At 66.5% G+C, this 25,437-nt stretch carries 18 protein-coding genes; 8 read left to right on the top strand and 10 right to left on the bottom strand.

Translation table 11 applies throughout. The features are described 5' to 3' along the window. The first annotated feature begins 115 nt into the window (after positions 1-115). Positions 116-2,851, top strand: a complete 2,736-nt coding sequence (locus LZC94_02705; protein ID WXB16192.1) for a bifunctional serine/threonine-protein kinase/ABC transporter substrate-binding protein — start codon at positions 116-118, stop codon at positions 2,849-2,851. A gap of 6 nt (positions 2,852-2,857) precedes the next feature. On the opposite strand, the gene LZC94_02700 is transcribed toward LZC94_02705, so the two are convergent. Continuing rightward, a complete protein-coding gene (locus LZC94_02700; protein WXB16191.1) occupies positions 2,858-3,490 on the bottom strand; it encodes a hypothetical protein in 633 nt (210 codons plus the stop codon). 228 nt (positions 3,491-3,718) lie between these two features. Between LZC94_02700 and LZC94_02695 the strand changes: the two genes are divergently transcribed. The 4 genes from LZC94_02695 to LZC94_02680 all read left to right on the top strand — a co-directional run bounded on the left by LZC94_02695 (position 3,719) and on the right by LZC94_02680 (position 11,649). Continuing rightward, positions 3,719-6,541 (top strand): hypothetical protein, encoded by a 2,823-nt coding sequence (locus LZC94_02695; protein WXB16190.1) that lies wholly within the window; start codon positions 3,719-3,721, stop codon positions 6,539-6,541. 912 nt (positions 6,542-7,453) lie between these two features. Next, positions 7,454-7,957 carry a restriction endonuclease gene (locus LZC94_02690; protein WXB16189.1) on the top strand — a complete coding sequence of 168 codons (504 nt, stop codon included), beginning with the start codon at positions 7,454-7,456 and terminating at the stop codon, positions 7,955-7,957. 82 nt (positions 7,958-8,039) lie between these two features. Then, a complete protein-coding gene (locus tag LZC94_02685) occupies positions 8,040-9,479 on the top strand; it encodes an esterase-like activity of phytase family protein (protein ID WXB16188.1) in 1,440 nt (479 codons plus the stop codon). A 361-nt stretch (positions 9,480-9,840) separates the two neighbouring features. Continuing rightward, positions 9,841-11,649, top strand: coding sequence for a protein kinase (locus tag LZC94_02680; protein WXB16187.1), 1,809 nt, complete (start codon positions 9,841-9,843; stop codon positions 11,647-11,649). A 6-nt stretch (positions 11,650-11,655) separates the two neighbouring features. On the opposite strand, the gene LZC94_02675 is transcribed toward LZC94_02680, so the two are convergent. After that, positions 11,656-13,545: a DUF885 domain-containing protein gene (locus tag LZC94_02675; protein ID WXB16186.1), complete on the bottom strand. Its 1,890-nt coding sequence runs from the start codon at positions 13,543-13,545 to the stop codon at positions 11,656-11,658. A 134-nt stretch (positions 13,546-13,679) separates the two neighbouring features. Between LZC94_02675 and LZC94_02670 the strand changes: the two genes are divergently transcribed. Continuing rightward, on the top strand, positions 13,680-15,881 hold the full coding sequence (locus tag LZC94_02670; protein ID WXB16185.1) for a prolyl oligopeptidase family serine peptidase: 2,202 nt from the start codon (positions 13,680-13,682) through the stop codon (positions 15,879-15,881). A gap of 10 nt (positions 15,882-15,891) precedes the next feature. Here LZC94_02670 and LZC94_02665 read toward each other — a convergent pair whose 3' ends face one another. Beyond that, on the bottom strand, positions 15,892-16,344 hold the full coding sequence (locus LZC94_02665) for a hypothetical protein (GenBank protein WXB16184.1): 453 nt from the start codon (positions 16,342-16,344) through the stop codon (positions 15,892-15,894). 170 nt (positions 16,345-16,514) lie between these two features. Next, positions 16,515-17,492 (bottom strand): alpha/beta hydrolase, encoded by a 978-nt coding sequence (locus LZC94_02660; GenBank protein ID WXB16183.1) that lies wholly within the window; start codon positions 17,490-17,492, stop codon positions 16,515-16,517. 175 nt (positions 17,493-17,667) lie between these two features. Here LZC94_02660 and LZC94_02655 point away from each other — a divergent pair, with 175 nt between their 5' ends. Further along, a complete protein-coding gene (locus LZC94_02655) occupies positions 17,668-18,570 on the top strand; it encodes an AraC family transcriptional regulator (protein ID WXB16182.1) in 903 nt (300 codons plus the stop codon). On the opposite strand, the gene LZC94_02650 is transcribed toward LZC94_02655, so the two are convergent. From LZC94_02650 to LZC94_02625, 6 genes are all read right to left on the bottom strand, one after another. Continuing rightward, positions 18,539-19,060, bottom strand: coding sequence for a DUF2938 domain-containing protein (locus LZC94_02650; protein ID WXB16181.1), 522 nt, complete (start codon positions 19,058-19,060; stop codon positions 18,539-18,541). The genes LZC94_02655 and LZC94_02650 overlap by 32 nt on opposite strands. A gap of 106 nt (positions 19,061-19,166) precedes the next feature. After that, positions 19,167-20,159: an ABC transporter permease gene (locus LZC94_02645; protein ID WXB16180.1), complete on the bottom strand. Its 993-nt coding sequence runs from the start codon at positions 20,157-20,159 to the stop codon at positions 19,167-19,169. Further along, positions 20,156-21,211, bottom strand: coding sequence for an ABC transporter permease (locus tag LZC94_02640; GenBank protein ID WXB16179.1), 1,056 nt, complete (start codon positions 21,209-21,211; stop codon positions 20,156-20,158). Before LZC94_02640 ends, LZC94_02645 begins: the two co-directional genes overlap by 4 nt. Next, complete coding sequence (locus tag LZC94_02635) at positions 21,208-22,725, bottom strand: sugar ABC transporter ATP-binding protein (GenBank protein ID WXB16178.1); 1,518 nt, start codon at positions 22,723-22,725, stop codon at positions 21,208-21,210. The genes LZC94_02640 and LZC94_02635 overlap by 4 nt, the downstream gene beginning before the upstream one ends. Before the next feature lie 17 nt (positions 22,726-22,742). Next, positions 22,743-23,603, bottom strand: coding sequence for an autoinducer 2 ABC transporter substrate-binding protein (locus LZC94_02630; GenBank protein ID WXB16177.1), 861 nt, complete (start codon positions 23,601-23,603; stop codon positions 22,743-22,745). Positions 23,604-23,845: 242 nt separating this feature from the next. Then, complete coding sequence (locus LZC94_02625; GenBank protein WXB16176.1) at positions 23,846-24,772, bottom strand: phosphatase PAP2 family protein; 927 nt, start codon at positions 24,770-24,772, stop codon at positions 23,846-23,848. A 303-nt stretch (positions 24,773-25,075) separates the two neighbouring features. On the opposite strand from LZC94_02625, the gene LZC94_02620 reads away from it, so the two are divergent. Beyond that, positions 25,076-25,396, top strand: a complete 321-nt coding sequence (locus LZC94_02620; GenBank protein ID WXB16175.1) for a hypothetical protein — start codon at positions 25,076-25,078, stop codon at positions 25,394-25,396. Positions 25,397-25,437: the final 41 nt, after the last annotated feature.

Below are 25,437 nucleotides of genomic sequence, written 5' to 3'. Positions count from 1 at the left end.
CGTTCCATCCCCACCATCATGGGACAACCTTTGGCCATCCCACAACGAGAAGCTGACTCAAGGGCCCGCGACTCTGCTAAAATAGCACCGTCCGGCGACAGGAATCCGAGGGGGCATGAGTCAATCGGAGGGGCGACCTCGGAACCGCAAACACCGCCTGCTGGTCGAGCTCGGGCGCGGCGGCATGGGGACCGTGTACCTGGCCACCCGCCGCGAGCAGGCCGCGGATCGACCGGCGCTGGTCGTGGTCAAACATCTGCGCCCCGAGCTGGCGTCGCATCTGCGGTTCTTGCAAGGCTTCCTCGACGAGTCGCACCTGGCCATTCGCCTCGATCATCCGAACATCGTCCGCACCTGGGACGTCGGCTTCGAGTCGCGCCATTACTTCCTCGAAATGGAGTACCTCGAGGGCCAATCGTTCGAAGCGGTGACCCGCGCCGCCACCGAAACGAAGCGCGAGCTCCCGTGCGGCGTCGCCCTCTTCGTACTCGAGGAGATCCTCGCCGGCCTCCACTATGCGCACGAGCTCACCGACGCGCACGCGCGCCCTCTGGCGATCGTGCACCGCGATGTCTCGCCGCACAACGTGGTCGTCACCTACGAGGGCGCGGTCAAGCTGCTCGACTTCGGGATCGCCAAGGCCGCCATCTCGTCGCATGACACCTCGACCGGCGTCATCAAAGGCAAGCTGACCTACATGGCGCCCGAGCAAGCGGCGCGGCGGCAGGTCGACCGGCGGGCCGATATCTTCTCCGTGGGCGTCATGCTCTGGCAGTGCCTCACCGGCCAGCGCCTCTGGGCCGACGTCCCCGAGCCGCTCCTGTTCCACAAGCTCGATCGCGGCGAAATCGACCCTCCGCGCACGGTCCGGGGCGACGTCCCCGCGTCGCTCGACGCCATTTGCATGAAGGCGCTGGCCGTGGATCCCGCCGCCCGATTCGCCACCGCCGAGGAGCTGCGAAACGCCATCGCCGAGGAGCGCCGCGCGCTCTGGGGCGACGTGGGCCCCGCGGAGCTCGCCCACGCCATGCGCGATCTCTTCGGCGAACGCCGCGCCGCCGACAAAGCGCAAATCGATGCGCTCCTCGCGCGCACCTCCGAGGACTCGCTCGACGTCCTCCCCGTGCTCGGCCACGGACCGGAGCTCCCGGTCATCGCCATCGACACCCCCGATCCCGCGGGCCGCACCAGCACCAGCACGCGAACCGATCCGCGCGTGGCCCTGACGCGGCCCCACGAGACGCGAACGTTGCGCCTGCGGCGCTGGCCTCGCTGGGCCATCGCCACCGGGCTGGTGGCCGCCATCGGCGCGCTGGGCAGCGGCCTCGCGAGCCGTGTGTTCTCCCGCCCCGCGGAGTCGGCCCCCATGACCACCGATGCGCAGCCGCTGGAGTGCATGCACAACGTCGAGTGCGCGCAAAAGCACGGTGGCGCGAGCTTCGTCTGCCGCAAACCGGATGGGAAGTGCGTCTCGCTCGAGGCGCCGGGCTGCACGGTCCTCGCCGAAAAGGGCGACGTGGAGAACGACGCGACGATCTGGTTCGGGACCATGTTCCCCATGACCGGAAAGCTCGCCTCGAGCTGGGGCCTCGAGAGCGCCCGCGCCGCCGATCTCGCGCGGCGCGACTTCGTGCAGATCGCGCGCGGCATCCCCTCGCCCTTGCCCGGCCAGCCCGCGCGGCCCATCGGCCTCATCGCGTGCGACGACGCCGTGGAGCCAAAGAGGGTCGCGCGCCACCTGATCGATCTGCACGTGCCCGCGGTGCTCGGTTTCAGCTCGAGCCAGGAGGTCATCGACCTCGCCACGGAGCTCTTCATCCCAAACGGCGTCCTCGCGGCCGCGACGCAAAACCGCAGCGCGCTCATCACGACCATCCCGCATCCCCCCGGCGAGCCGCGCTTGGTGTGGCGCACGACGTTCAACACGGCGGCCATCGTGCTGCCGGTCAGCGCGGTGGTGGCCGACGTGCTCGAGCCCGAGCTTCGCGCATCACGCGTGCTCCGCGATGGGGAACCCATGCGGGTCGCGCACCTTCGCGTGCGCAACGCCACGGGGCTCAGTCGCTCCGACGCCTTGCTCGACGCGCTCCGCTTCAACGGCAAGAGCGCGGTCGAGAACGGCGCGAACTACCGGGAGGTGCTCTACACGAACCCGAGCGATGCCAATCCGATCCCGGATGAATCCGTGGTGGAGGCGCTCCTCGGTTTTCGGCCGCACGTCATCGTCAGCCCCGGCTTCGATCCCAACACCAAGACCGTGCTCGTCCCCTTCGAGACGAAGTGGCCCGCGGCGGCTCATTTTCGCCCCCGCTATGTGATGACCAGCATGTTCGGCTCGGACTTCTTCGAGTTCCTCGGCAAGAACGCGGAGCGCCGCCGCCGCTTCATCGGCGTGAGCCCCCCGAAGGCCACCCCGGCCAACGCCAAGCTGGCCTTGCACTACAACGAGACATTCACGCCGAAGGTGTCCCCCTCCGAGGCGCCGGGGGCCGTGTACGACGCGGTCTATCTCCTCGCCTATGCGGTTTACGCCATCGGCGATCAACCGATCACGGGGCGAAACCTGGCGCGGGGCATGAGCCGGTTGATCCCTCCGGGGGAGCCCATCGAGGTGGGCCCCACCAAGATCTTCGAGGCGTTCCAGCTCTTGCAGGGCGGCAAATCCATCAACCTGCACGGCGCAGGAACACCGCTGGATTTCGATGTGACCACGGGCGAAGGCCCCACGGATTTCGCGCTGCTCTGCCCCGGCGTGGACGACCTCGGCGTGGCCACCGCAGCGGCGGAGCCGGGCCCGATCTTCCGTACGGCCACGAAGAAGATCGAGGGGCTGCCGCTGCGGTGTCCGTAAACGGACTTACTTCGTTTGCGGCTGCGTCTCCGGCCCGCAGCAGTCGTTTCCGCCGCACTCGTGCCACACGTTGCTCGGCAGGAGGCAATCGTTTCCGCCGCACTCGTGCGGGAGCTGCCCGCCGCCGTCGGGCCCGAACGAGGCCGACCGCGGGGCGGCCATGGGGGCCGCGCTCTCGCACCGATTCAAGAAATGCCCCGCCACCGGCGTCTTCCCGGAGGAGCCGGTCGGACACACGTTGTTGGCAGGGTCGTCGTTCAACTTCTGCATACAGTCCCGCAGCCGCAATCCCGTCTCGCGCTGCAATCGAAGCGATTCCAAATCAAGGACCTCCCATGAATTTCCCAAATCGTCTTTGGCCCGATGGATCGGCGGGAGGTTCGCGCAATCGAACTGCGGCACCTCCGCCGATTTGAAACACCGCATCATACGCGCTTCGTATCCGCACTTGGCATCGCCCGGCGCGCACCCGCAGGTCCGATCCACGAATGCCCACTTGATGGGCTCCTGCGCGGGGTTGATGCAAGTCCCGCCCGACGGTGGCGTGTTGTTCGGCGGCGGCGTGCACGTGCACCCTATATAACCCGCCCCCACGAACGCCAACGACGCAAACAAACGCCATAGTTTCGAAACGGACATGGTTATCCATGGTATGCATAGGTCGGGTCCGTGTCCTGTCGCTCGAGTAGAGGACACCCGCTTCCGGCCAACCTAGGATATGGGGCGCCCCCGGGTTGCCCGCACCGAGCGGATGCGGCGGCGCGCCGGCCGAGAGCGGCACTCGTCTTCTGGCGCAGGCGCGTCCTGCTTTGGTCGACACGCGCGAACCGCCATCCATCATCCGACATGGGACGGGGGACCGGATCGATGACATCGCGCTGGCTCTTGGGCCTACCCTGCTTTTTGCTCCTTTCGACATGCCACCGCCCGAGCGACTACGAGCCGGGCTACGAGCTCGGTAGCGCGGAAGAGTGCGCCCGCCTGCGGGCCGCGCTGTTCGAGGACGCGGAGACCATCATCGCCTCGCGACCTCCCGCCTCGTTCGAGGATCCGCGGCTGCGGCTCGAGGCCGGCCTCACCGAACGGGTGCGCGCGTTCGTCGTAGCGCAGTGTTACCGCCAACCGGGATGGGGCGGCGAAGATGGCGTTCACCTCAGTGGCACCGAAGCGGAAGGAGATACCCACGGCTGGGTACGCGTTTGGTATTCGCCCGAGGTCATCGCGTGGCTCTCACGCGGCCGTCCGGAAGGTGAGGTGCCCGAGCGCGCCATCCTCGTCAAAGAACGCTACAAGCCTCTGGGCGAGGCGAAGGAGCATGGCGGCGTCTTCAAATTCGTCGCGTGGCAACCGATGGTTCGGCGGGCCCGGGACGCGCGCGATGGCTGGTTCTGGGGCGAAATTTCCCAAGAGGAAGGCCGCCACGGCGAGGCGAAATGCAGCAAGCCGAATCTGTCGTGGAGCTCGCCCGAGACCTTGCGGCTCGATGATTGCCGTCCCTCGAGCGGCTTCGGCCAGCCGTGCCTGCGCTGCCACGCCTCGCAACGCGATCTGACCTTTGCGCAAACGGCGCACCTCCCGGAGAAGACCGGCGGCGTGCACGAGGCGTCGCAAACCATTTACGACTTCCGCCGCCTCTGGCGACAACGAGACGCACAAAACCCCAATTACGGATACGAAGCCTACAAGAACACGCCCGCCTCGACCTTCATCGCCCCGCACCCAGACCGCGACGCCATGGCGCACGCGCTCGGCAGCGCCGATCCGGACTTCGTGGCGCTCTACGGCATCTCGCCGAACGAACAGGCGCCCTACGAAGACGTGCCGCGCTTCTTCGATCACGTGATCCCGAAGCCGAGCGCGCGCAAACCCGATACGTTTCTGACGTCGAACGCATGTTGGGGTTGCCACTCGGGCGTCGCGCACATCGCCAAGGGCCCGAGCAGCGGCAGCTCGATGCTGGCCCCCGACGGCGAGCTCGAGCCGGGCAAACCCCGTTATGCCGATATCTCGCCCTATGGAGAATGGTCCGTCTCACTCATGGGCCTCGCCGGGCGCGATCCCGTCTTTCGCGCGCAGCGCGCGTGGGAGGCCGATCACCGCGCCAGCTGCGCCAAAGACATTACCGATCTTTGTTATCGATGCCACGGCGCCGCGGGCCAGCGTCAAATCCATTTGGACCATCCGTCGCGCCAATTCGAGCACGGCATGGTGTACGCGCTCCCCGACGATCCCGACGGCCCCTACGGAGGCCTCGCGCGCGACGGGGTCACGTGCACCATCTGCCATCAAATCAGCGGCAAGGACTTGGGAAAGCCCGCGAGCTACACGGGCCAATGGACGCCCACGGCCCCCGGGGACGTCATCGGCCCTTTTTCGTCCGACGTCCGGGTCAATCCCATGGAGCGCGCGATGGGAAAGACCCCCGCCGGGCACGACGGCCGCGATGCGGTCATCAAGAGCTCCGCGCTCTGCGGCTCGTGCCACACCGTGCGCCTCCCCGTTCGACGAGTCGGCTCCTGCACCGACGTGCGCCAGCGCTATGAACAAGCGACCTTCCTCGAGTGGCGCGACAGCGTTTATCGCAAGAACGATCCCTTCGTCACCGACGAAGGCCACGACGGCGCCACCCCCACGCGCTGCCAAGACTGCCATATGCCGCAAGAGTTCCACGGCCGCCCCCTTCAAAAGAAAATGGCGAGCGTCGAAGACTCCCAATTTCCAACGGCGAGCTTGGCAGGCGTCCCCGATTTGCACGCAGGCGTCGACCTGGTCGAGCGCGCACCTTTCGCACGCCACCAAATGAACGGTATCAATCTTTTCACCTTGAGCATGTTCGCGCAGGCGCCGCGCGTGCTCGGCCTCGCCGACTACGATTACATGTCGAACCAATACGGCGAGCCAACGCGCCTTCAAATGGCCACCGCGCTCGCGACGGGCCGGGCCTTCGCCGACACGGCCGCGACCCTCCAAATCGGAGCCCCCGCCGTTCGCGGCGACGCGCTCCAGTTTACGGTGACCGTCACCAACAAGGCCGGCCACAAGCTCCCCTCGGGCGTCGCCTTCCGCCGCGCCATCCTGGAGGTGGCGCTCGAAGACGCGACCGGCGCCACGTTGTGGGCATCGGGCCGCACCAACGGCGCAGGCGCCTTGGTGGACCACTCCAACAAAGTGCTCGCCGTCGAGCTCGGCCCCACGTACGAGCCGCACCATCAGCTCATCACGCGCGAAGACCAAGCCCAAATCTACGAAGAGCGCACGGCCGACTCCGACGGCAAGCTCACCACGAGCTTTCTCGGTATTTACGATTCGGTGAAGGACAATCGACTTTTGCCCGCCGGCTGGAGGTCCAACTTCGGCCCCACCCTGGAAAACGGCGAGGTCCCCGACGGCCTCGAGCCACACGGCATCGAGGGCGATCCCGATTACCCCATGGATGGCTCGGCCGCATGCGGCTGCGATGTCATCACCTACCGCGTTCCCCTCGCCGCCGCCGCCGGCCACGCGCGCGTGCGCGCCAAGTTGCATTACCAGGCCATCCCACCCTATTTCCTCCGCGACCGCTTCAGCGTCGCGCTCCCCGATGCCCAGCGGCTGTACCAGCTCGCGAGCCACCTCGACACCAAGTCGGCCACCACGGCCATACCGGGCTGGAAGCTGACACTCGTCGAGGCCGCGCGCAGTTCGAAGTAACTGCGTGCGAGCCTGAACGCGTCAGAAAATGCACGATGATACCAATTCGCATCGGCATTGGGTACGTGCACCGCCGCGCAATCGCCAATCTCCCAACGCCACACGCGACCATCCGGTCCAGACGCCATACGGGAGTACTCGAGGACCTCCAGCCGATTTCGCCACATCCGTTCGCGTGCTGCGCGATAGGAGCATGGAGGAGCTAGCCATCGATCGAATGCTGCAATCCTCACATCGTCGCGAGGATGTATTCTCGCCATCCGCCAAATATTCTGACCGGTTCAGAAATCGAAGCACGGATCGAATCGCGCGACCGAAAGAGCCTTTTGTCACGGCGAGCGATGGTTCGCCGATGATGGTTGTTGACAGAGAGGCGTGGTCTTGATTCTGTGGTCGTGAATCCAAACGTTCTAATTTTCATACTTTGCCCGGTGCGACCGGGCGATCCTGTCATGCAGCCCGGGGCCGGGACGGAGTGTGAAGTCGACAGAGCGAAGAGCGCATCGGAATCGTGGAAGAAACCAGGGTGGTGAGTGTCGCTTTCAAGGGAAGGGAGCGGCATGAAGGACGGAGAAGGGGGACTCCCTCGAGCCGGAGAGTTTTATCGTCGTCTCAGGTCGAACGTGCTGGGCGCGTTGCTGCAATTGGCAGGATGCAACGTGTCGCTCGAGTTTTTTTCGCCGCCTCGAGTCGGACGTTCGCGAAATGGCATGGCAAGCGGTAAGGTGCGATGTGCAGCTCGATGGTGCGGCAACCCGCGAGTGTTGAACAAGGCCAATCGCGCGGTCGAGAACCTCGAACCTTTATCTCGTGGAGCGTGCAGCGCGCTGCGCTCGACGATTCATCGTGCGCCACATCGCGCGCAGACGCTCGACGAAAGATTCGAAATTAAAAATTTGAGAGGCTCATGAAATGACGCTCGCTTGGCATTCCATCAAGGCCACGGATTTCGGGGAGCTCTTCGTCGAGCTAGTCACCGATGTGGGAGGTTACGAGGACGTCCAATGGTTGACGCACACGAACGCGCGGGGCCTCTCGCGCACTCTCTCGGCCACGCGCAGGCGCGACGATCCGCTGGTGGGGACCATCTACGAACGGGTGATCATTCAATTTCGGCACTGGCCGGCCAAATCGATCGGGGAGCGCGAGCTCGCAAAGGCATGCGCCAAAATGAGCCTCTGGCGAGCCTCGCACGCGCATGTGATGGTGGTCGTGACGAGCGGCACGTTTACGAGCAATGCGATGCTGTGGACCCAGAGCCACAATGCGGCCGGCAAACACCCCCGGCTCGAGCTCTGTGCCGATCACCACCTCGAAAAGCTCCTCGCCAAGCGTCGCGGGCTCGCCGACCGGTACAACCTGCGCGGCAAGAGCGGCACCCGCGGCAAGAGCAGCACCCGCGGCAAGCGCGATTAGCGAGCTGGATGCCCAGCCCCGCCCCATCAACCGTCACCAGAACGTCACCGACGGGGAGCATGGATTTGCTACGTAGGCCGCTATGCGTGGCACCCTTTTCGTGATGTGTGGGCTCGTGGTCGGAAGCAGCGTGTTCGCCGCGTGCAGCAGCGACGATACGGTGGGCCCGGTAGGCGGCGGCGATGCTTCGGTGCGGGATTCGAGCGTCGCGAGCGACGCTGGCGCAGAGGCGGATGCGCCAGCATTGGATGCAGGGTGCACATATGACGAGAAGTCGGATGGAACGGCGCGTGTGCTGGGCATTTATGCGTTGCCGGCCACCTCGCTCAAAGCCCTGAACCCGTACCTCACGCAGCACGATCTCACCAAAGCGCTCGACAATGGTGCGGGGACCGTCGACAACCCCGCGCCGGGCTCCGGCCTCGACTATGTGGGCGGCTGCCCCGGATCGTTTTGGATGATCACGGATCGTGGACCGAACGCCGATGGGCCGAGCGGTTCCAAGATTTTCCCCCTTCCGCCGTTTACGCCGGCGGCGGTTCGCGTTCACTTGGTCGAAGGTGCGGGCACCATCGCCATCGATAAGGTCCTACCCATCGTAAACGATACGAACGCGCCGGTCACCGGTCTGCCGAACCGTTCGGCCGATGACGTGGGCTATGAGCGCGCGGATGCCTCGGCGCCGCTTCCGTATCGTCAGGGCGGGCTCGATACGGAGGATATCAAGCGCCTTCCAAACGGCGATCTGGCGTTCGTCGACGAGTATTCGCCGAGCGCGGGGATCCTCGATGGGACCACGGGCAAGGTGAAGGTGCGCTATGTCCCCGCGGGCGTGTCGCTGCCGGATGCGGGCTACCGGATCGCCTCCATTTTGCCGGGCGTCCTTACGAACCGGCGCGTGAACAAGGGGCTCGAGGGGCTCGCCGTATCGCCGGATGGGCACACCGCCTTCCTCATCATGCAGACGCCGATGGGGCCCGAGGGCACGTACGGGAGCTCGCTGGTCAATCGGGTGATCCGCATCGACCACTTCGACGATCCGGCGACGGCCACCGTGGGCGGGCACTTCATCGTGCTTCACCAGCCGCTGGCCAGCTTCCCGGGGACGAGCAAACAGCCGAATGTCTTCTTCAACGCCGGAGCTTGGATCAGCGCGACGAAGCTCTTGCTCCTCGAGCGAGGCACCGGCCTCTTGAAGCTGGTGGTCGCCGATTTTTCGGCCGCCACCAACCTGGTGGGCAATCCATCGAAGGGCGAAAACGATCTGACGCCGGAGAAGGACGGCGTCGCGGCCCTCGGGATCGCGGCCGCCGCGACGATCGAGGTCTTCACCAGCGCCGACGTGCCCTCCTTCATCACCGCCCCGCCCGCGGGCGCCCCCGCACCCGACAAGCTCGAAGGGCTCGCGATCCTCAATCGCACCACGGTGGCCATCGCCAACGACAACGACTTTGGCATCGTCAACGCGAACGATCGCTCGCGCATCTGGATCCTGCGCCTCAAGGCGCCGCTGCCGATGTGAATCGATGCGGCCATGGATCGAATGACGCCAGCGCGTGCAGAGTGAATTGGCCATCGTTTGGCCTAAACAAAATTGAAAATTCGTAAGGCCCATCGGTGGCAGCGCTCTCGGCGCTGCCGATGCCTTGGCGATCCAATCATGTTTCGGCGCCATGACAACGTAGTCATCGAGCGATGCGATACAGACGTCTACGGAGCGTTGTGATAACAACAGCGCTGCGCGCAATGAGCCCAAGGTGCGCATAGGTAAATAAACTCCTATGTGCAACGAATAACGAACGTCGGGCGCAGCCGAGCCGTGGCCGTTTTTCGAAAGCTTTCATGCGCGCGCAACCATGTTTGCTATTCTACGCTCGCACCACATGCGGGAACTGCCCCAACTTGGACGCTATTCACTCGTCATCGAGCTTGCGTCGGGCGGAATGGCGAGTGTTTACCTGGGTCGTATGATCGGGGTCGCAGGCTTTGGCCGCACCGTCGCCATCAAACGACTCCACCCGCATTTGGCGCGCGATCCGGAGTTTGCTTCGAGCTTCGTCGACGAAGCTCATTTGGCCGCACGGATCCGGCACCCCAATGTCGTGCCCACGTTGGATGTCGTCGCCACGGAGGACGAGCATTTCATCGTCATGGAATACGTGCACGGTGAATCGGTGGGCGGGCTGCTTCGGGCGTGCCGCACGAACAATCAAATCATGCCGGTCCCCGTGAGCTTGTCGATCCTCATCGGGGTCTTGAACGGCTTGCACGCGGCGCACGAGGCCAAAGACGAGGAGGGACAGCCGCTCTCCATCGTGCACCGCGATGTCTCGCCTCAGAATGTGCTGGTCGGCATCGATGGCGTGGCCCGCGTGCTCGACTTCGGTGTGGCGAAGGCACGAAAGCGACTCCTGGAGACCACGCGACACGGCCGCCTCAAAGGGAAGATCCCATATATGGCGCCCGAGCAGATCCGCGGTTCGGCCACGCGCCAATCGGACGTTTATGCCGCCGGGGTCCTGCTCTGGGAAATGCTCACGGGCCGGCGACTCTTCCGCGGCCAGAGCGAGGTGCAGCTCATCGAAGCGGTGCTGTCGGCGCACGTGGCCCCGCCGAGCGCGCGCAATCCATTGGTGCCGCCCGAGGTCGACCGCATCGTTCAACGAGCCGTCGCGCGCGAGCCGGACGAGCGCTATCCCACCGCGCGCGCGATGGCCGAGGACATCGACGCGTGCATCGATGTGGCGTCGTCGATGAAGGTCGCCCAATGGGTGGAGTCGGTCGTGGGGCCCGTGCTGGCCGATCGCCAGGTCCTGGTGGCCGAGGTCGAACGCTCCGCGACGGCGCCCGCCCCCGAAAAGGACAGCAAGCCCATTCAACTCGATACGATGAAGATGACGCTCGAGGAGCTCCACTGGCATATGGCCGGCCCGGAGAGCGCCCCCGCCAATCAGCCAACGACCACGTCGTCGCCCGCCACCGAGGTGCCGCCCGCGTCGCTGCCCAACTTTCGGCCGAACCGAAGGCGATGGCTCTGGGTCGGAAGCACCACGCTCGCCTTGCTCGGCTCCGCCCTCGTCGTCCAAAATTGGCGCGCCGTCGGGCACTACGACGGGCACGATCCGGCCCGCACATCGCCTTCCGTCTCGTCGCGCACGGGCGACGCGCCGGGGGTGCCGTCCGGAGAATCCGAATCGCAACCCGCCGGCCCCATGCACCTGGACGCGGGCGCAACGACGAGCGCACCGGATGCGGCGAGCCCACCGGGCGGCGCGGGCGGCGCGAAGAAACCTGCGGCCGACGCGGGAACCCAGGCGAGCCCCAAGTCCCTCGAGCCTCGGCCCTCCGTGGGGACGAAATCCGATACGGCGATGCAAGCGAGCATCAAGCTCCTCGACAAGGCGGGTCCTTCGCTTCCATCCGCAACGTCCGCGTCGAGCACGCCGTCTACGCCATCGTCATCGACGACGGCGTCGACGTCGAAAGCGGCGACGAGCCCGAACGGGAGCGTCGCGGACCAGGTGCGTGCGATCATGCTCAACGACGCGGACAGAGCGAGGGCCCTCCTCCAGGCGAGGGCCAAAAGCGGGCTCATTACGCGTGAGGAGATCAACCTCCTCCGGACGATTTGCCGCAATCAACGCGACAGCGATTGCGTCGCGCACTGCGCCACGTTGCTCGAGCTGGAGTGACCACGGTCACCGCCGCTCGCGGATCCAGGCGTCCACCCGCTGCTCGAGGACGTCCAGCGGCAGGGAGCCGGCCAGGAGCACGACATCGTGAAACGCACGAACGTCGAAGCGATCGCCCAAGGCGCGCTCGGCGCGGGAGCGCAGATCGCGGATGGCGAGCTGCCCGACCTTGTAGCCGAGGGCCTGCCCCGGCATGGCGATGTAGCGATCGACCTCGTTGACGACATCGAGCTTCTGCCGCGGTGCGTTTTCCATGAAGTAGTCGATGGCTTGCTGGCGCGTCCATTTTTTAGCGTGGAGCCCGGTGTCCACCACCAGACGAACCGCGCGCCACGTCTCGTACGCCAGCTGGCCGAACGCGTCGTAGGGGTCCTCGTACAACCCCAGCTCGTAGCCCAAGGTCTCACTGTAGAGCGCCCACCCTTCGCCGAAGGCCACGTAGTAGCCATACCGGCGAAATTTGGATACGTGGCCCTGCTCGGCCGCGAGCGATACTTGGAAATGGTGCCCGGGCACGGCCTCGTGCAAGGTGAGCGGGATCATCTCCCAGCGCGGGCGCGTCTCGGGTCGATAGAGGTTCACCAGGTACGTGCCGGCGCGCGAGCCGTCCGGTGCGCCGGGATAGTAAAAGCCGGTGGGGGTGTCCGGCGCCATGGCCTCCGGCGTGGGCTCGACGCCGTAAGGTTGCCTGGGCAACGTTTTGAAGAGCTTCACCAGGAGCGGGTCGATCCGCTTGGCGACGCCGCGGTAGCGCAGGAGGAGCTCGTCGCCCGTGCGATCGTAGAACCGCGGATCGGTGCGGAGAAAGCGGAAGAAGTCCGGGAGCGCGCCGCGGAAGCCCGCCTTCTCCTTCACGGCCTCCATTTTGGCGCGGAGGGCCCGAACCTCGGAGAGCCCGAGCTCGTGCAGCGCGTCGGGGGTCCGATCCGTGGTGGTGAACTTGCGCGCGAGGAACGTATACATCGCGGGCCCGTTCGGCATTTGCCAAATACCGACTTGCTCGGGCGCCGCCGGAATGTATTCGGAGACGAGGAATTGACGAAAGCGCCGGAGCGCGGGGACGACGCCATCGGCGATGGCCGCGCGCGCGTCCGCCGAGAGCCGCTGCTGCTCCGCCGCCGCCACCTGCGCGGGGAACCGCTTGAACGGCGCATAAAAGCCGCTCTTCGTGGGGTCGTCCACGAGCTGCGGATCGAGCTGCGCCGGGATGCGCTGCAAGACGATCCGCGGGTGAACGAGCCGCCGGCGCACGCCCTCCCGCATGAGCGCCATGGTCTGATCCACGTATGCGGGGAAGCGCTGCATGCGGGCGGTCCAATCGCGATAATCTTTGCTCGTCTCGAACCGCAAGGTGCCGGCGAGCTGATAGGCGACCTGGACCCCGGTGAGCGCGCGCACGTACTCGGGGAGGCTCGCCATTTGGCTGGTCGGGAGCAGGTGCAGCGCGAGCTCGTGCTCCTTCGTCCACGTCACGCAATCGCGCGTGAAGAGGTCGTAATCGATTTGCTCCTCCGCAGGCAGGAGCGCGCGGTCGATGGTCGCGAGCTCCGAGAGCACCGCCCGATCGTGCCGGTCGATCGCGTCGATGGCCGACAAGCTCAGGTCCTCCCAGCGATCGTTCCAGCGGCGATCGCCGATCACGGAGGCGTAGGTCGGGGTGTGCTCGAGCTCGTAGTCCCACTCGCGCTCGAGGAGCGCACGAAGGCGCGCAACATGCGCGGCCCCAGCGCCCTCGGCCGGCGGCCCATCGTGCGCGGCCGCCGATCCTGCGCGGGCGTCGCTGGCGGGGGCGCTCGGAGCGCTCGGAGCGGGTCCCCGGGCGCATGAAAAGAGTGCAAACGCAGCGCCCGCGAGCAGGGTCGCCGCGGTGCATGTTCGAATCGGGTGTTGCCTCATGACGTCTCCGTGATGCCGATGCTGATACCAATCCATCTCATATCCGGTGGTCGAGCGCGAACAAAGCTTCGGGAGGGGCTTTACAAATACGCGGACGAATCTACGTCTGCACGGCGGGAAAGGAGCACGCGGAGATGCGCTTGGGCACGCGATGGATCGGGCTTGCAGGGGCGCTCGTCGCCATGGGCATTGGCGCGGAAGGATGCGTTTCGTCGCGCGTCGCCCAACCCGCAACGCCCGAGCAGCTCGCCCCTCCTGCGACACCGAAGCGCCCGGAGACCTTTCGCGCCGCGGGCCGGTCCTTCGTCGATGATTACGGGTGGCTGCGCGACGCGAACGATCCCGAGGTCGCGCGATGGATCGACGCCCAGGACGCGTGGACGACGAAGAACCTCGGCAGCCATCCGTATTTTGGCGAGCTGCGCGCGCGCTTCGACGATCTGGCGCGCCGCACGAAGCAGGCGGCGAACCGGATCGAGGGCACGGGTCTGCGCGGCGCCGTCGCCTCCCCCGCGGGCGTCTTCGTGCTGCGCCGCCCTCCCGCGGCGCGGCAGGCGGCCATCTTTCTTCGCTCCTCACCCGAGCCCGACGGGGCCGAGCGCGTGGTGCTCGACCCGGCCGCGCTCGATCCTTCCGGGCAAACGAGCATCGATTGGTACGTCGCGTCAGCAGACGGCCAACGGCTGGCGGTCTCGCTCTCCAAAGACGGGAGCGAGGATGGGAACCTCTCCGTCTTCGACGTCGCCTCCGGCAAGCTCGTGGACGGCCCCATCCCACGGGTGACCGACGGCACGGCGGGTGGGAGCGCCGCCTTCTCACGCGACGGCAAAACACTTTTCTATACACAGTATCCGGCGCCCGGCTCCCAACTCGCGATGCATTTGCATCAGCAACTCCATCGCCATACACTCGGCGCTCCGCTGGATCGCGACGAGCGCGTCCCCCTCGAGCTGCCGGCCATCGCCGAGATTCAGCTGCTCCCGGCGACGGAGGACGGCACCCTCGTGGCCTCCGTGAATGTCGGGGATGGCGGCGATCGTCTGTGGTTCGTGGGGCAGCCCTCGGCCAAAGGATTCGCCTGGTCGCAGCTCGCCGGGATCGCCGATGCCATCGACGTGGCCGGCACCTCGCGCGGCGCGCTCTATCTCCTTTCGCGCAAAGGCGATCCGCGCGGCGCCATCGTGCGCGTGCCGACGCGGGCGCCCAGGCTGTCGGAGGGCAAGGTGATCGTCCCGACCGAGGCGCGGGAGCTCACGAACCTCGCCATCGCCGGCGACACCTTGGTGGTCTTCGATATCGCAGGTGGGCCGACGCGCGCCCGCGCGTTCGATCCGGACGGTAAGCCGCGGGGTGAGATCGCGCTCCCGCCGCGCTCGGCGGTGAGCCCGGAGATGGCGTGGAACGGCGCCCTTTACGTCAGCGTGGTCTCGTACACCGAGCCGCTGGCGATGCAGCGGCTGGACCCGGGCACGCTCCAACTGAAGGCGACCGCGATGTCCACCGAGTCCCCCGTCCGATTCGACGATGTCTCCATCCTCGACGAGGTGGCGATCGCGCGCGACGGCACGCGCGTGCCCATCACCTTGATCGCCCGCCGAGGTGCCGCGCGATCCAAAGACACCCCCGTTCTTCTCACGGGGTACGGCGGCTATCGCCTTTGGAGCACACCAAACTACGACCCGCGCCGTCGCGTATGGCTCGATCAGGGCGGGATGCTGGCCATTGCACACATCCGCGGCGGAAACGAGAATGGCGCGCGCTGGCACGACGGGGGGCGCCTTGGAAACAAGCAGAATGTCTTCGACGACTTCATCGCGTGCGCGGAGCATCTTTTGCGTGAGGGCTACACGTCGAAGAACAAGCTGGCGATCTGGGGTCGCTCGAACGGGGGGCTCCTGGTGGGCGCCGTGCTCACCCAGCGGCCCGATTTGTTTCGCGCGGCCGTGATGCAGGTGCCCGTGCTCGACATGGTGCGATTTCAAACGTGGCCCAACGGCGTCTTCAACACGACGGAGCTCGGCACCCTCGACGATCCGGTGCTCGGCCCCAAGATCCTCGCCTATTCGCCCTATCAAAACGCGAAACCCGCCGCCTACCCCGCGGTGTTGATCCTCTCGGGGATGGCCGATCGACGGGTGGATCCCGCGGATGCGCGCGCCTTTGCCGCGAAGCTACAAGCCATCTCGACATCGAACCACCCGATCCTGTTGCGCACCTGGAGCCACGGCGGCCACTTCGGCAGCAACGCCTTCCAGCGCGCCGACGAAGATGCTCAGATTTATGCCTTTCTCTTGCGCGAGCTCGAGGTCTCCTATCGGCGGGCGGAGACCCGCTAACCGCGTCGCGCTATTGCGGCGGGCCGCCGCGCCGCGCATTCATGGGAAAGACGCTGCCCGGTTGCCCCAGGGGCACGGTCGTAAAGCGAAAGAGATCGACGGATCCGCCGGTCAGGTCTTGCATGACCCCCAAGAGCCCTTGTCCGAGGGAATCGTCGAAGAAGAATATCCCCGTCTTCACCCCGAGATGCCGTATCCCGTGCCAAAACCCATACTCGGGAATGTGGATGGTGAGCATCGACGAACCTGGCCGCACGATCAGCCCGAATCGCTTCAAGACCTCCTCGATGGCCGTGTCGATCAGCTCACTCTCACCCCGCTCCCCCACCGACATGAAGTCGGCCCGCATCGCCAGCTCGTCATGAAAGTAGTCCCAGGGGACCATGAAATCCGTGGCGGTCCGGAGCAGCTCGCGCACATGAGCGATTCGCTCGTTCAAAGGGGGGAGGGTCTCGGCAACCATGATGTGACCTCGGGGTGATGGCCATCGCGCTGTTGACGTCCGCGCGAAGTCTATCGCGAACGAGCCTCGCGCGGACGCGGATCCCCATGACCACCACCCTCTCGGCCCATCGCGCGCCATGCCGGGGCTGATGCGTTTCGAAGATGGCTACGGCACAGCCGCTGCGCGCGTCACGCCCCCCAGAGCCGCAGCGCCTCTTCGGCGATGACGTCCGGGAGCTCCTCCTGAAAGAACAGTTTCGCGCCCGGCACGCGGCGGATGCCCCGGGATTGGCCGAGCGTGCGATCGAGGTAATCGGGGCTCGCCTGCGAGAAGAGATCGTCGCTGGTGCCCCACACGATTCGGGTCGGGACCGTGCAGCGCTTGAGCGCCGGCTCGATGCCCGCCAGCGGGTTGGGCGACAGCGCGATATGGTACGCTTCGTATTGGCGTTTTCGAAGCGTCGAGCTCACGAGCGGCGAAAAGTAGTAATCGACGATGTCGTCGGTGAGCTGATTGGGATCGCGATAAACGGCTTTGCCAAATATGGCGCGCGCCGCCGCCTTGTCGGCCAGCCATTTGACCATTCCGTCCGCCAAGGTGCCGGCGCGCGCCATTTCGATGATGGGCATGATCTTGGGCGGAGGGCTGTCCGGCTCGACATCGCAGTTGGTGAGGAGCACCGTTCGAACGCGCTCGGGGTGGCGGACCATGAACATTTGCGCCACCGCGCCGCCGCTGTCGCTGGCGACGATATCGACCTTGGAGACACCGAGCGCGTCGAGCATCGCCCCGAGCATCGCGGTCTGCGCGGCCGGCGACACCGACTGGCCCTCGGGGATCTCGGAATATCCCAGGCCCATGAAGTCGAGCGCCACGCACCGTCGGCGCCCCGACAGCCGCTCGATCGCGCCACGCCATTGAAAGCCATTGAGCGGAGCGCCGTGCAGAAACACCGCCGTCTCCCCCGAGCCGCGCTCGACATAGGCAATTTTGCCGAACGAGGTCGGCGCATAGCGCCTCGCAGCACGAAAGGCCGCAGCGTCCAGCGGCCCGGACGAACCGGCGCCCGCGGTGGCGGGGGGGATCCCTTCGCGGGGTGCACACGCGCCAACCACACTGGCGGCGAAGGTGGCAGCAGCAAGCTCCACGAATTCTCTACGTCTCATCCTCGACTGTCGATAGGTCATCCTAAGTTCTCCATGCGACGGGTTGTCTCTGCAGCCCATGGCGCCATCCTGCGCTCACCGCGCCACGCGTGCGCGCACGGGCGGCCGGCGCAGAGCACGTTCGGCTGATTTTCGACCCTTGCGCAAAACCCGCGTCGCGGAGAAAACTCGATCGATGACCGTTCGATCCGCGCGCCCGTCCGACGAGCCGAGCCCGCCGTTGCCTCACCCTCGCCAGGACCGACCGACGCTCCTCGATATCCTGACGGTGCCGGTCCCCTCGGGGTTGGTCGAGCCGCCGCTCGACGATCATCACGTCCTCGACCTTCACCTCGGCCAGCCCGTTCACGTGACCTGCCGCCTGGATAGCCGCGAGCGAAAGGGGATTCAGGGGCAAGGACACTTTACCGTCGTGCCAGCCGGTGCCGCGCATCGCTGGACGTTCGCGCAGCCCGCGCGGGCGCTCTTGATCCGGCTGACCCCATCCCTCTTTCGGGCGACCGCCGACGCCATGGGTTTGAGCTCCCGGGGCGCGGACCTCGCGGCCTGGTTCCATGTGCGCGATCCGCAGATCGAGCGCATCGGCTGGATGCTGCAAGCCGAGCATCACGACGCGTACCCCGGTGGTCGCTTGTTCACGGACAGCCTGGCCTCCGCGCTCGCCGCGCGCATGCTCGGTCTGCAGCTGCAGCAGGGTGCCTCGGGCTCCAAGTCCGGCCGCGCGTTGCCCAAATGGCGGCTGCGCAACGTGCTCGACTACATCGAGGCGCACCTCGACGAGGATCTGACCCTCGCCGAGCTCGCGGCGGTGGCCGGTTTCAGCCTCTCGCATTTCAAATCGCTCTTCCGGCGCGCCGTCGGGATGCCGGTGCATCGTTTCGTGCTCGAGCGGCGGGTGGAGCGCGCCCGCACGCTCTTGCTCGAAGGGCGAAGCAGCCTGGTCGAGATCGCGCTGGAAGCAGGTTTTGCGCACCCGAGCCACATGGCCCGCTGCATGCGCCGCGTCTTGGGGGTGAGCCCCTCGCAGATCGCGGACGCGTCGCGGGTCAGAGCAGGCCGTGAAGGATCGACGCCGTGAGCGAGGCCGCGACATAGAGGCCGAAGCCAAACGCGGAGTGCGCGCCGAGGCTCTTCAACCGCGCCACGTTCGGCTTGGGCGTCTTCGATGCGGCAACCCCCGCGCCCATTCCAGGCTGCAAAATGAAGAAGGGCGCGACAATCGTGATGATCCCGATGAACAAGGCGGGAAGCAAGGTGGGCGAGCGCGCCCACTCGAGGCCCCACGCGGTCAAGAGCAGGGTCGAGAAGGTGACCCCAATCAGGTAGTGGGCCCCCCATCCGAGGATGCGCTCGCCTGCGACCGGCCGCGCCTTGGCGATGCTCTCGTGAACGAGCTGCCCGCTCGGCAAATGGCCGAGCCAGCGACCCAAGAGCCTGTAGTCGAGGGAGAGCACGCCAAAGGCGCGCTTCAGAAAAATCGCCCAAAGGTCCATGACCGCCGTGGCGCCAATCCCAATCAGCGCCGCGCGTACGATGAACTCGAGCCCTTCGTTCGTTTCACTTGGCATGCATGGTTCGTAACGCTCGCGATGTGCCCGGGGCAGAGCGGCGATTGGGTTGCGATCGGCATTTTTTTCGATGGCCGAACCCGCGGCCCAGGACGCTTGCGCGCCGTCACCCGCGGCGCTCGGACCAGCGATTGAGGGCCATCACGCCGATCAGGATGGCGCCTTGGGCCATGAGGACGACGAACGGGCTGAATCGAAGAATGTTGAGCCCCGAGGAGAGCATTTGCAGGCAGGTGGCGGAGAGCACCACCCCGCCCACGGTGGCGTATCCGCCGTTGGGGTTCACGCCGGCGAAGACGGCCACCACGATGGATAGAAGCACGTACGAAGCGCCATAGTCGGGGCTGGCGCTGGCCGTGCGCGCGCAGATCACCAGGCCCGCGATGGCCCCGAGCGCCCCCGAGAGCGTGTACGTTCCAACGAGCACCCTCGTGTTCTTCACGCCGGAGAAGCGGGCCGCGTCGGGGTTGGCGCCGACCAGGGTCATACGAAGCCCCAGCGACGTGCGGTGGACGAGCAGCGCGATCAGGAGCGCGACGACGGCCAGCAGCACGAAGGGAATCGGTACCCCGAGGAGCACCCCGTTGCCCAACTCGGTGAACGAATCCGGCAGCGCGGTGACCGGTTTGCCGCCGGTGAGGACGATGGCAATTCCATTGAGGAGCTGCATCGTGCCGAGGGTGGCCAGAATGGGCGTGATTCGGAGCGCGGTCACCAGAGCGCCATTGGCCGCGCCGCACGCGAGACCCGTGAGCAGCGCGGCGAGAACGGCTTCGAGCATGCGCGCCGGGCCGCCTTCGCCCCCGGTGAGCACGCTGGCGGCCGCCAGCGCCGCGAGGTTGGCGATCGAGACCACCGAAAGATCGATGCCGCCCGTGAGCATCGAGAGCATCACCGCCAAGCTCAGGATCGTCACCTCCGGCAGGGCAAATGCCATCAGGCGAAAATTGAGCGGCGTAAAGAAGACGTCGGGGCTCGCGAGCGAGAATACGACGAGCACCCCCAAGGTCACGGCGAGGAGGCGCCGCAAGCTCGCGGGCCCCAGGCGCTCGAGGTGCGCGAGGGCGGGGAGGCGCGCGCGGAGCGATGACTGGCTCACGGAGCACCTCCACCCGCGGGCACGCTCGGGGCGCGGCCCGACGCCGCGCCCTCGGGCTCCAAGATGGGACGCGGCGGACGCTTGGCCGCGCCGAGGGCTTGGATGGCCACTGCGACGAGCAAGAGAAGACCGACGGCCGCCCGTTGCCAGGCCCCAGGGACCCCCAGGAGGATGAGCGAATTTTTGATCAAGGCGATGAGCACGACGCCGAGCAAGGTCGCGCGAACGGAGCCGCGTCCGCCGTTGATGGAGGCGCCGCCGATGACGACCGCGGCCAGCACGTCGAGCTCTCCGCCCACGAGCTCGAAGGGGTTCGCTTGGCGGGCCAAGGTGATTTGCGACAGCCCCGCGAACCCGGCGAGCGCACCGGCGAGGCCGAACACCGCGACGCGGATGCGGGCGACGGAGAGCCCTGCCCTGCGCGCCGATTCTTCGTCGCCGCCGACGGCGTAAATGCCGCGACCGAGCATGGTCGACCGAAGGAGCCACGCCGTGAGGGCGCAGAGCACGGCGGCCGGTACGATCAGCCCGTGCAAGCGCGCGATGGTGCCGTTGGCCGAGGTGGTGGTGACCAGATCGGCCTGCGCGAACGAATGCAACCCTGCCGGGAGGTTATCGATGTAGCGGGTGCCCACATAGGCGAGGAGCCCGCCGCGAAAGATGCCCTGCGTGCCCAAGGTGGCGATCAAGGTGGGCATGCGCGTGCCGTTGACCACCGCCGCGTTGACGAGGCCCAGGAGCGCGCCGATCCCAATGGCGATCCCGAACGCGAGCAGCGGCACCCAAGGGGCGTCGTTGGCGGGGAGCAGCAGCACCGACGAATAGCCGGCGAAGACGCCGATGGCCATGAACGAGACGTCGATGCCGCCCGAGAGCATCACCAAGAGAACGCCCAGGGCGAACACCGCGAAGACGAGCGAGGAGCGCAGCACGTTGAAGACGGTGGCCGCGCTCCAAAAAGCCGGGTTGAGCGCGAAGACCACCACGCAGAGGGCCGCGATCAGGGCCACGAGGAGCGATTCGTGGCGATGGTGAAAACCTCGGGCCATCATGCCGCCATCCGCGCGAGGAGCGCGGCCTCCGTCAAATCGTCGCCCGCGAGCTCGGAGTCGATGCGGCCGCGGCGGACGATGAGCGCGCGGTGGCAAATGCTGATCAGCTCGGGGACGTCGTCGGAGATGATGACGATGCCCATGCCCTCGCGGCCATGATTTCGTAAGATCGCCAAGATATCGAATTTGGATCCCACGTCGACGCCGACGGTGGGGCCATTCAAAATGAGCACGTTCGGCCGGCGCTCCAGCCATTTCGCCAGCACCACGCGCTGCGCGTTCCCGCCCGACAAGCTGCGCACGGGCGCACCGGGCACGGGCGCCTTGATGCGCAGCGCCGAAATGGCGTCGCGCGCGGCCTCGGCGAGCGCGCCCCGGCGAAGCAGCCCGAGCGGCCCCGCGTGCCGATCCACGTCGGCGGCGATGATGTTGGTCTCGATGGATTGATCGAGGAAGAGGCCCTGCGTCAGGCGGTCCTCGGGGACATAGCCAATGCCCGATGCGATGGCGTCTTGCACGGACTGAATGCGGCGTAGCTCCCCGCCGACCCGGATGGTCCCCTCGTCGGCCGGCATCAAGCCGAAGATGGCCTCGGCGATCTCCGTGCGGCCCGAGCCGAGCAACCCGGTGATGCCGACGATTTCCCCGGGGTGCACGGTGAAGCTCACCCCGGCGAACATGCCGCGGCGTCCGAGATTCTCGACTTGGAGCGCGGGCGCGAGCCGGGTCGCGCCGCCGGCCTCGGATGCCTCGGGCGACGCGTAGCTCGGCGGGCGATCGAGCACCAGCTCGCGGCCGGTCATGGCATACGTCAAGGTGGCGCGGTCGAAGTTTTTCGCGTCGCCGGTGGCGGTGACCTCGCCGCTGCGCAGGACGGTCACGCGATCGGAGATGCCCAGCGCTTCGTCGAGCTTGTGGCTGACGAACACGGTGGCGACCCCGCGCTCCTTCAAGGTGCGGACGGTGCGAAACAGCGCGTCGACCTCGCGCCACGTGAGGGCCGTGGTCGGTTCATCCATGAAGATCACGCGGGCGTCCTGCGCGAGGGCCCGCCCGATGGCCGTGAGCTGGCGATCGGCCACGGAGAGATCGGCGACGTCGGCCTCCAGATCGAGCGCGACCCCCAGCCGCTCGATGGCGGCCGACGCCATGTGCGCGATCTCCGCCTTGCGCACCCGCCGCCGGCGCGCGGCCACCAGCGCGGAGAGCGCGATGTTCTCGGCCACCGTCAGATTGGGGAGGAGCGAAAAGTCCTGATGGATCGTTTGGATCCCCAGATCCAGCGCCAGCCGTGGGTCGAGCGCGGAGTACGCGCGCCCGAGGACGCTCACGGCGCCTTCGTCGGGCCGCTCGACGCCGCCGATGATCTTGATCAACGTCGACTTTCCGCAGCCGTTCTCGCCGGCGAGGCAGTGCACCTCGCCGGGCTGAATCTCCAGGGTCACCCCGCGCAAGGCCGTGATGCCGCCGAATCGCTTGTGGATTCCGGCGGCGACCACCATGGGCTCGGCCATTGTTCTTCCTTGACTTCCTAAAAGGGGTAATTGGCGGCGTTCGACTTGTCCACCTCGATCCAGGCGGCGCCGTGGAAGCTCTTGGGATGGCTCGGATCGGGCTGAATCGATTCGTATCCGGGGAGCTGCAAATCGAGGCCCGCGCCCACGGGTTTGCCTTCGACGAGCAGCTTGGCCACCTTCATCATGGCCTTGCCGGCCACGGCCGGATCCCAGAAGAAGATCTTGTCCACCGAGCCATCCTTCAAATATTGGCCCGCGACCGAGGGGATGCTGGTCCCCATCACGCACACCTTGTCCTGCAAGCCCAACTCTTGAATGGCGCGTCCCACGCCGGCGACATCGACCGAGGCGCTGCCCTCGATCCCTTTGAGATCCGGGTATTTCTGGAGCAGCTCCTTCGTCTTCTCGTACGCGGTGTCGGCCTTTTCCTTGGACTCCAATGGATCACCCACCCGGGTAATCTGTGGAAATTTGGATTTTGCCTCCGCCAGGGCGCCGGCGACCCATTCCATGTGCGACTTCGCGGTGACCGCGCCCACGAAGGCCGCATATTTGCCGCTCCCGCCCATACAGGTGCCCAGCGAATCCATGATTTTGGCGCCGTAGGCCGCGTTGTCGAACGCCTCGATATCGATCGTGGTGTTCTTCTGGGTCGCGGCCTCGTGCGTCACCACCACGATGCCGGCGTCGATTGCCTGCTTGAGCACGCCTTCGAGCGCCTCGGGCGAGTTCGGTACGACCGTGATCGCTTTGGGCCGCTGGGCCATGACGTCCTGAATCATCTTCACTTGCTGCTCGGCGCTCGCCTCGGCGGGCCCGACTTGCGTCGCGTCCACCCCCGATTCTTTGCCGAACTCGGTAATTCCCGTCTGCATGCGATCGAACCAACCGATTCCAGTCAGCTTGACGACATTGACGTACCGGGCCTGATTCGACCCCGATGAGCGTCCCCTACAGGAATCGCACCCCGCGCCCCCGGCCACGATCGCGATGCTCACGATACCAACGGCCACTCTGCGCATTCGAAACTCCTCATTTGCACGATTTGCGTGCAGCAAAAAAAGAAAAGAATGAGCCAGACGCCAAAGCACTGTCAAGATCGAGCGGGCCTGCCCCTTCAGAATGAGCCGCTCAGCGAGAACGTGCCGCCGACGCCATGCTCGGCCGGGCCCGCGCCGACCCAGAAGGTCCGCGGCGAGGCGGCGTCGACCCGATGAAAGTGGGGCACCAGGACACCGATGCCCGCGCCGGCCAGCGCGCCCGCGATCACGTCCGTGGGGAAGTGCTTTCCGGCGCGCACGCGCTCGAAGGCGACGAAGCTGGTGAGGGCGGTGCCCGCGATCAACGTGATCCATGGCCGCGCGGTCCGCGGCGAGCGCACGAAGGCGAGGTAGGTCGCGGTGGCGGAGATCGCGGCCGACACGGAGGAGTGGCCCGAGAAGAACGAGAGCGAGCTGTCCGTGTCGGGGTTCGCGTACGTCGGGTCGTGCTTTTGCTCTTGCGCCGCCACATAGGCGCTGGGGCGAGGCCGGCGCACGGCAATCTTGGCGAGGTTGGTGACGCCAATCGTAATGGTGATGGTCTCGGCGTAGAGGATGCCGTCCACCAGCGCGGTGCGGGCGCTCTTCTCGCGAAATGCGCTCGCGATGGGATCGAGAATGGCATAGCCGAGCGCGACGCCCATTCCAATGTTCGAATACATCGCGGCGTTTGGATCGACGTGTTGGGAAATCGCGCCGCGGTCGATTTCGAGGAGGCTGCTCGGCTCGAAGGTGGGGGAGATTTGTTGCGCGCGAAGCTCGCCCGTTCCCATGACGAGATCGAGCAGGCCCGCGAATCCAGCGTTGACGGCGACGATGGCTCCATCGGTGATGGGTTGCACGGCGAAGGGTCCCGGCGGCGGAGCCACGGGGGTGCTCGGCGGCGGAGCCAAGGGCGCGCTCGGCGGAGCCGGTGACGCCGGTGGCGACGTTTGCGCCGCGACCCGCGATCCAAAGAACGACACGATGGGGAGGACGCACGCAACGATCGCTCGGGGGGTCATCGGAGGCGCGAGCACTATACAACGGCCCGCGTCGGAGGCGGCCGGCCATGGATCGCCCGCGCCCCGGGCGTGCGATTCGCCACCGCCTTCGCGCATACCCAGGCGTGGTGTGCGCTCGATCCACTGGGGCTCGGATCGCATGAACCGCGCGACCGCGCAATTGCCGGACAATTCGCGGGGAAAAGGGCGCGCGCAACGTTGGCAAGACTGTTGCGTACCAGGGTCCGTGCGTGTCCACGGCGGGTCGATGCCCCCGCTCATGGGCGGACGTGATCCGACAGAACGTCGATTGAAGGAGAATGGATGATGCGAGTGTCAAAGGCTTTTGGGTCGGTGTTTGCTGTCGCCGCGGCCATCGTTTCGATGACGACCAGCTCTCCGTCGAGCGCCGGTGGTGACGAGTCCCTCATTCAATTGAGCTGCAGCGGCGGCGCGGTGACCGTGACGGCGGTCAAGCCGTGGCATGCGAACAAGGCCGCGCCCTGGAAGTGGGACAAGGGCGCGAAGGTCTCCGTGGACGACGACGCCGCCAAGTTCAAGGGCGACAAGTGCGAGGGCACGGTCAAGGCCTTCGTGTGCAATGGCGATCAGTGCAAGGGCCCGATCGCGATCGCGGTCAAGTAACGACGGGCCCTTGGCCAAGGCCGACGAGGACGCGCGGCGCG

Source organism: Sorangiineae bacterium MSr11954 (assembly GCA_037157815.1).
GTDB lineage: Bacteria > Myxococcota_A > Polyangia > Polyangiales > Polyangiaceae > Pendulispora > Pendulispora albinea.
This window is presented reverse-complemented; position numbering and strand designations above follow the sequence as displayed.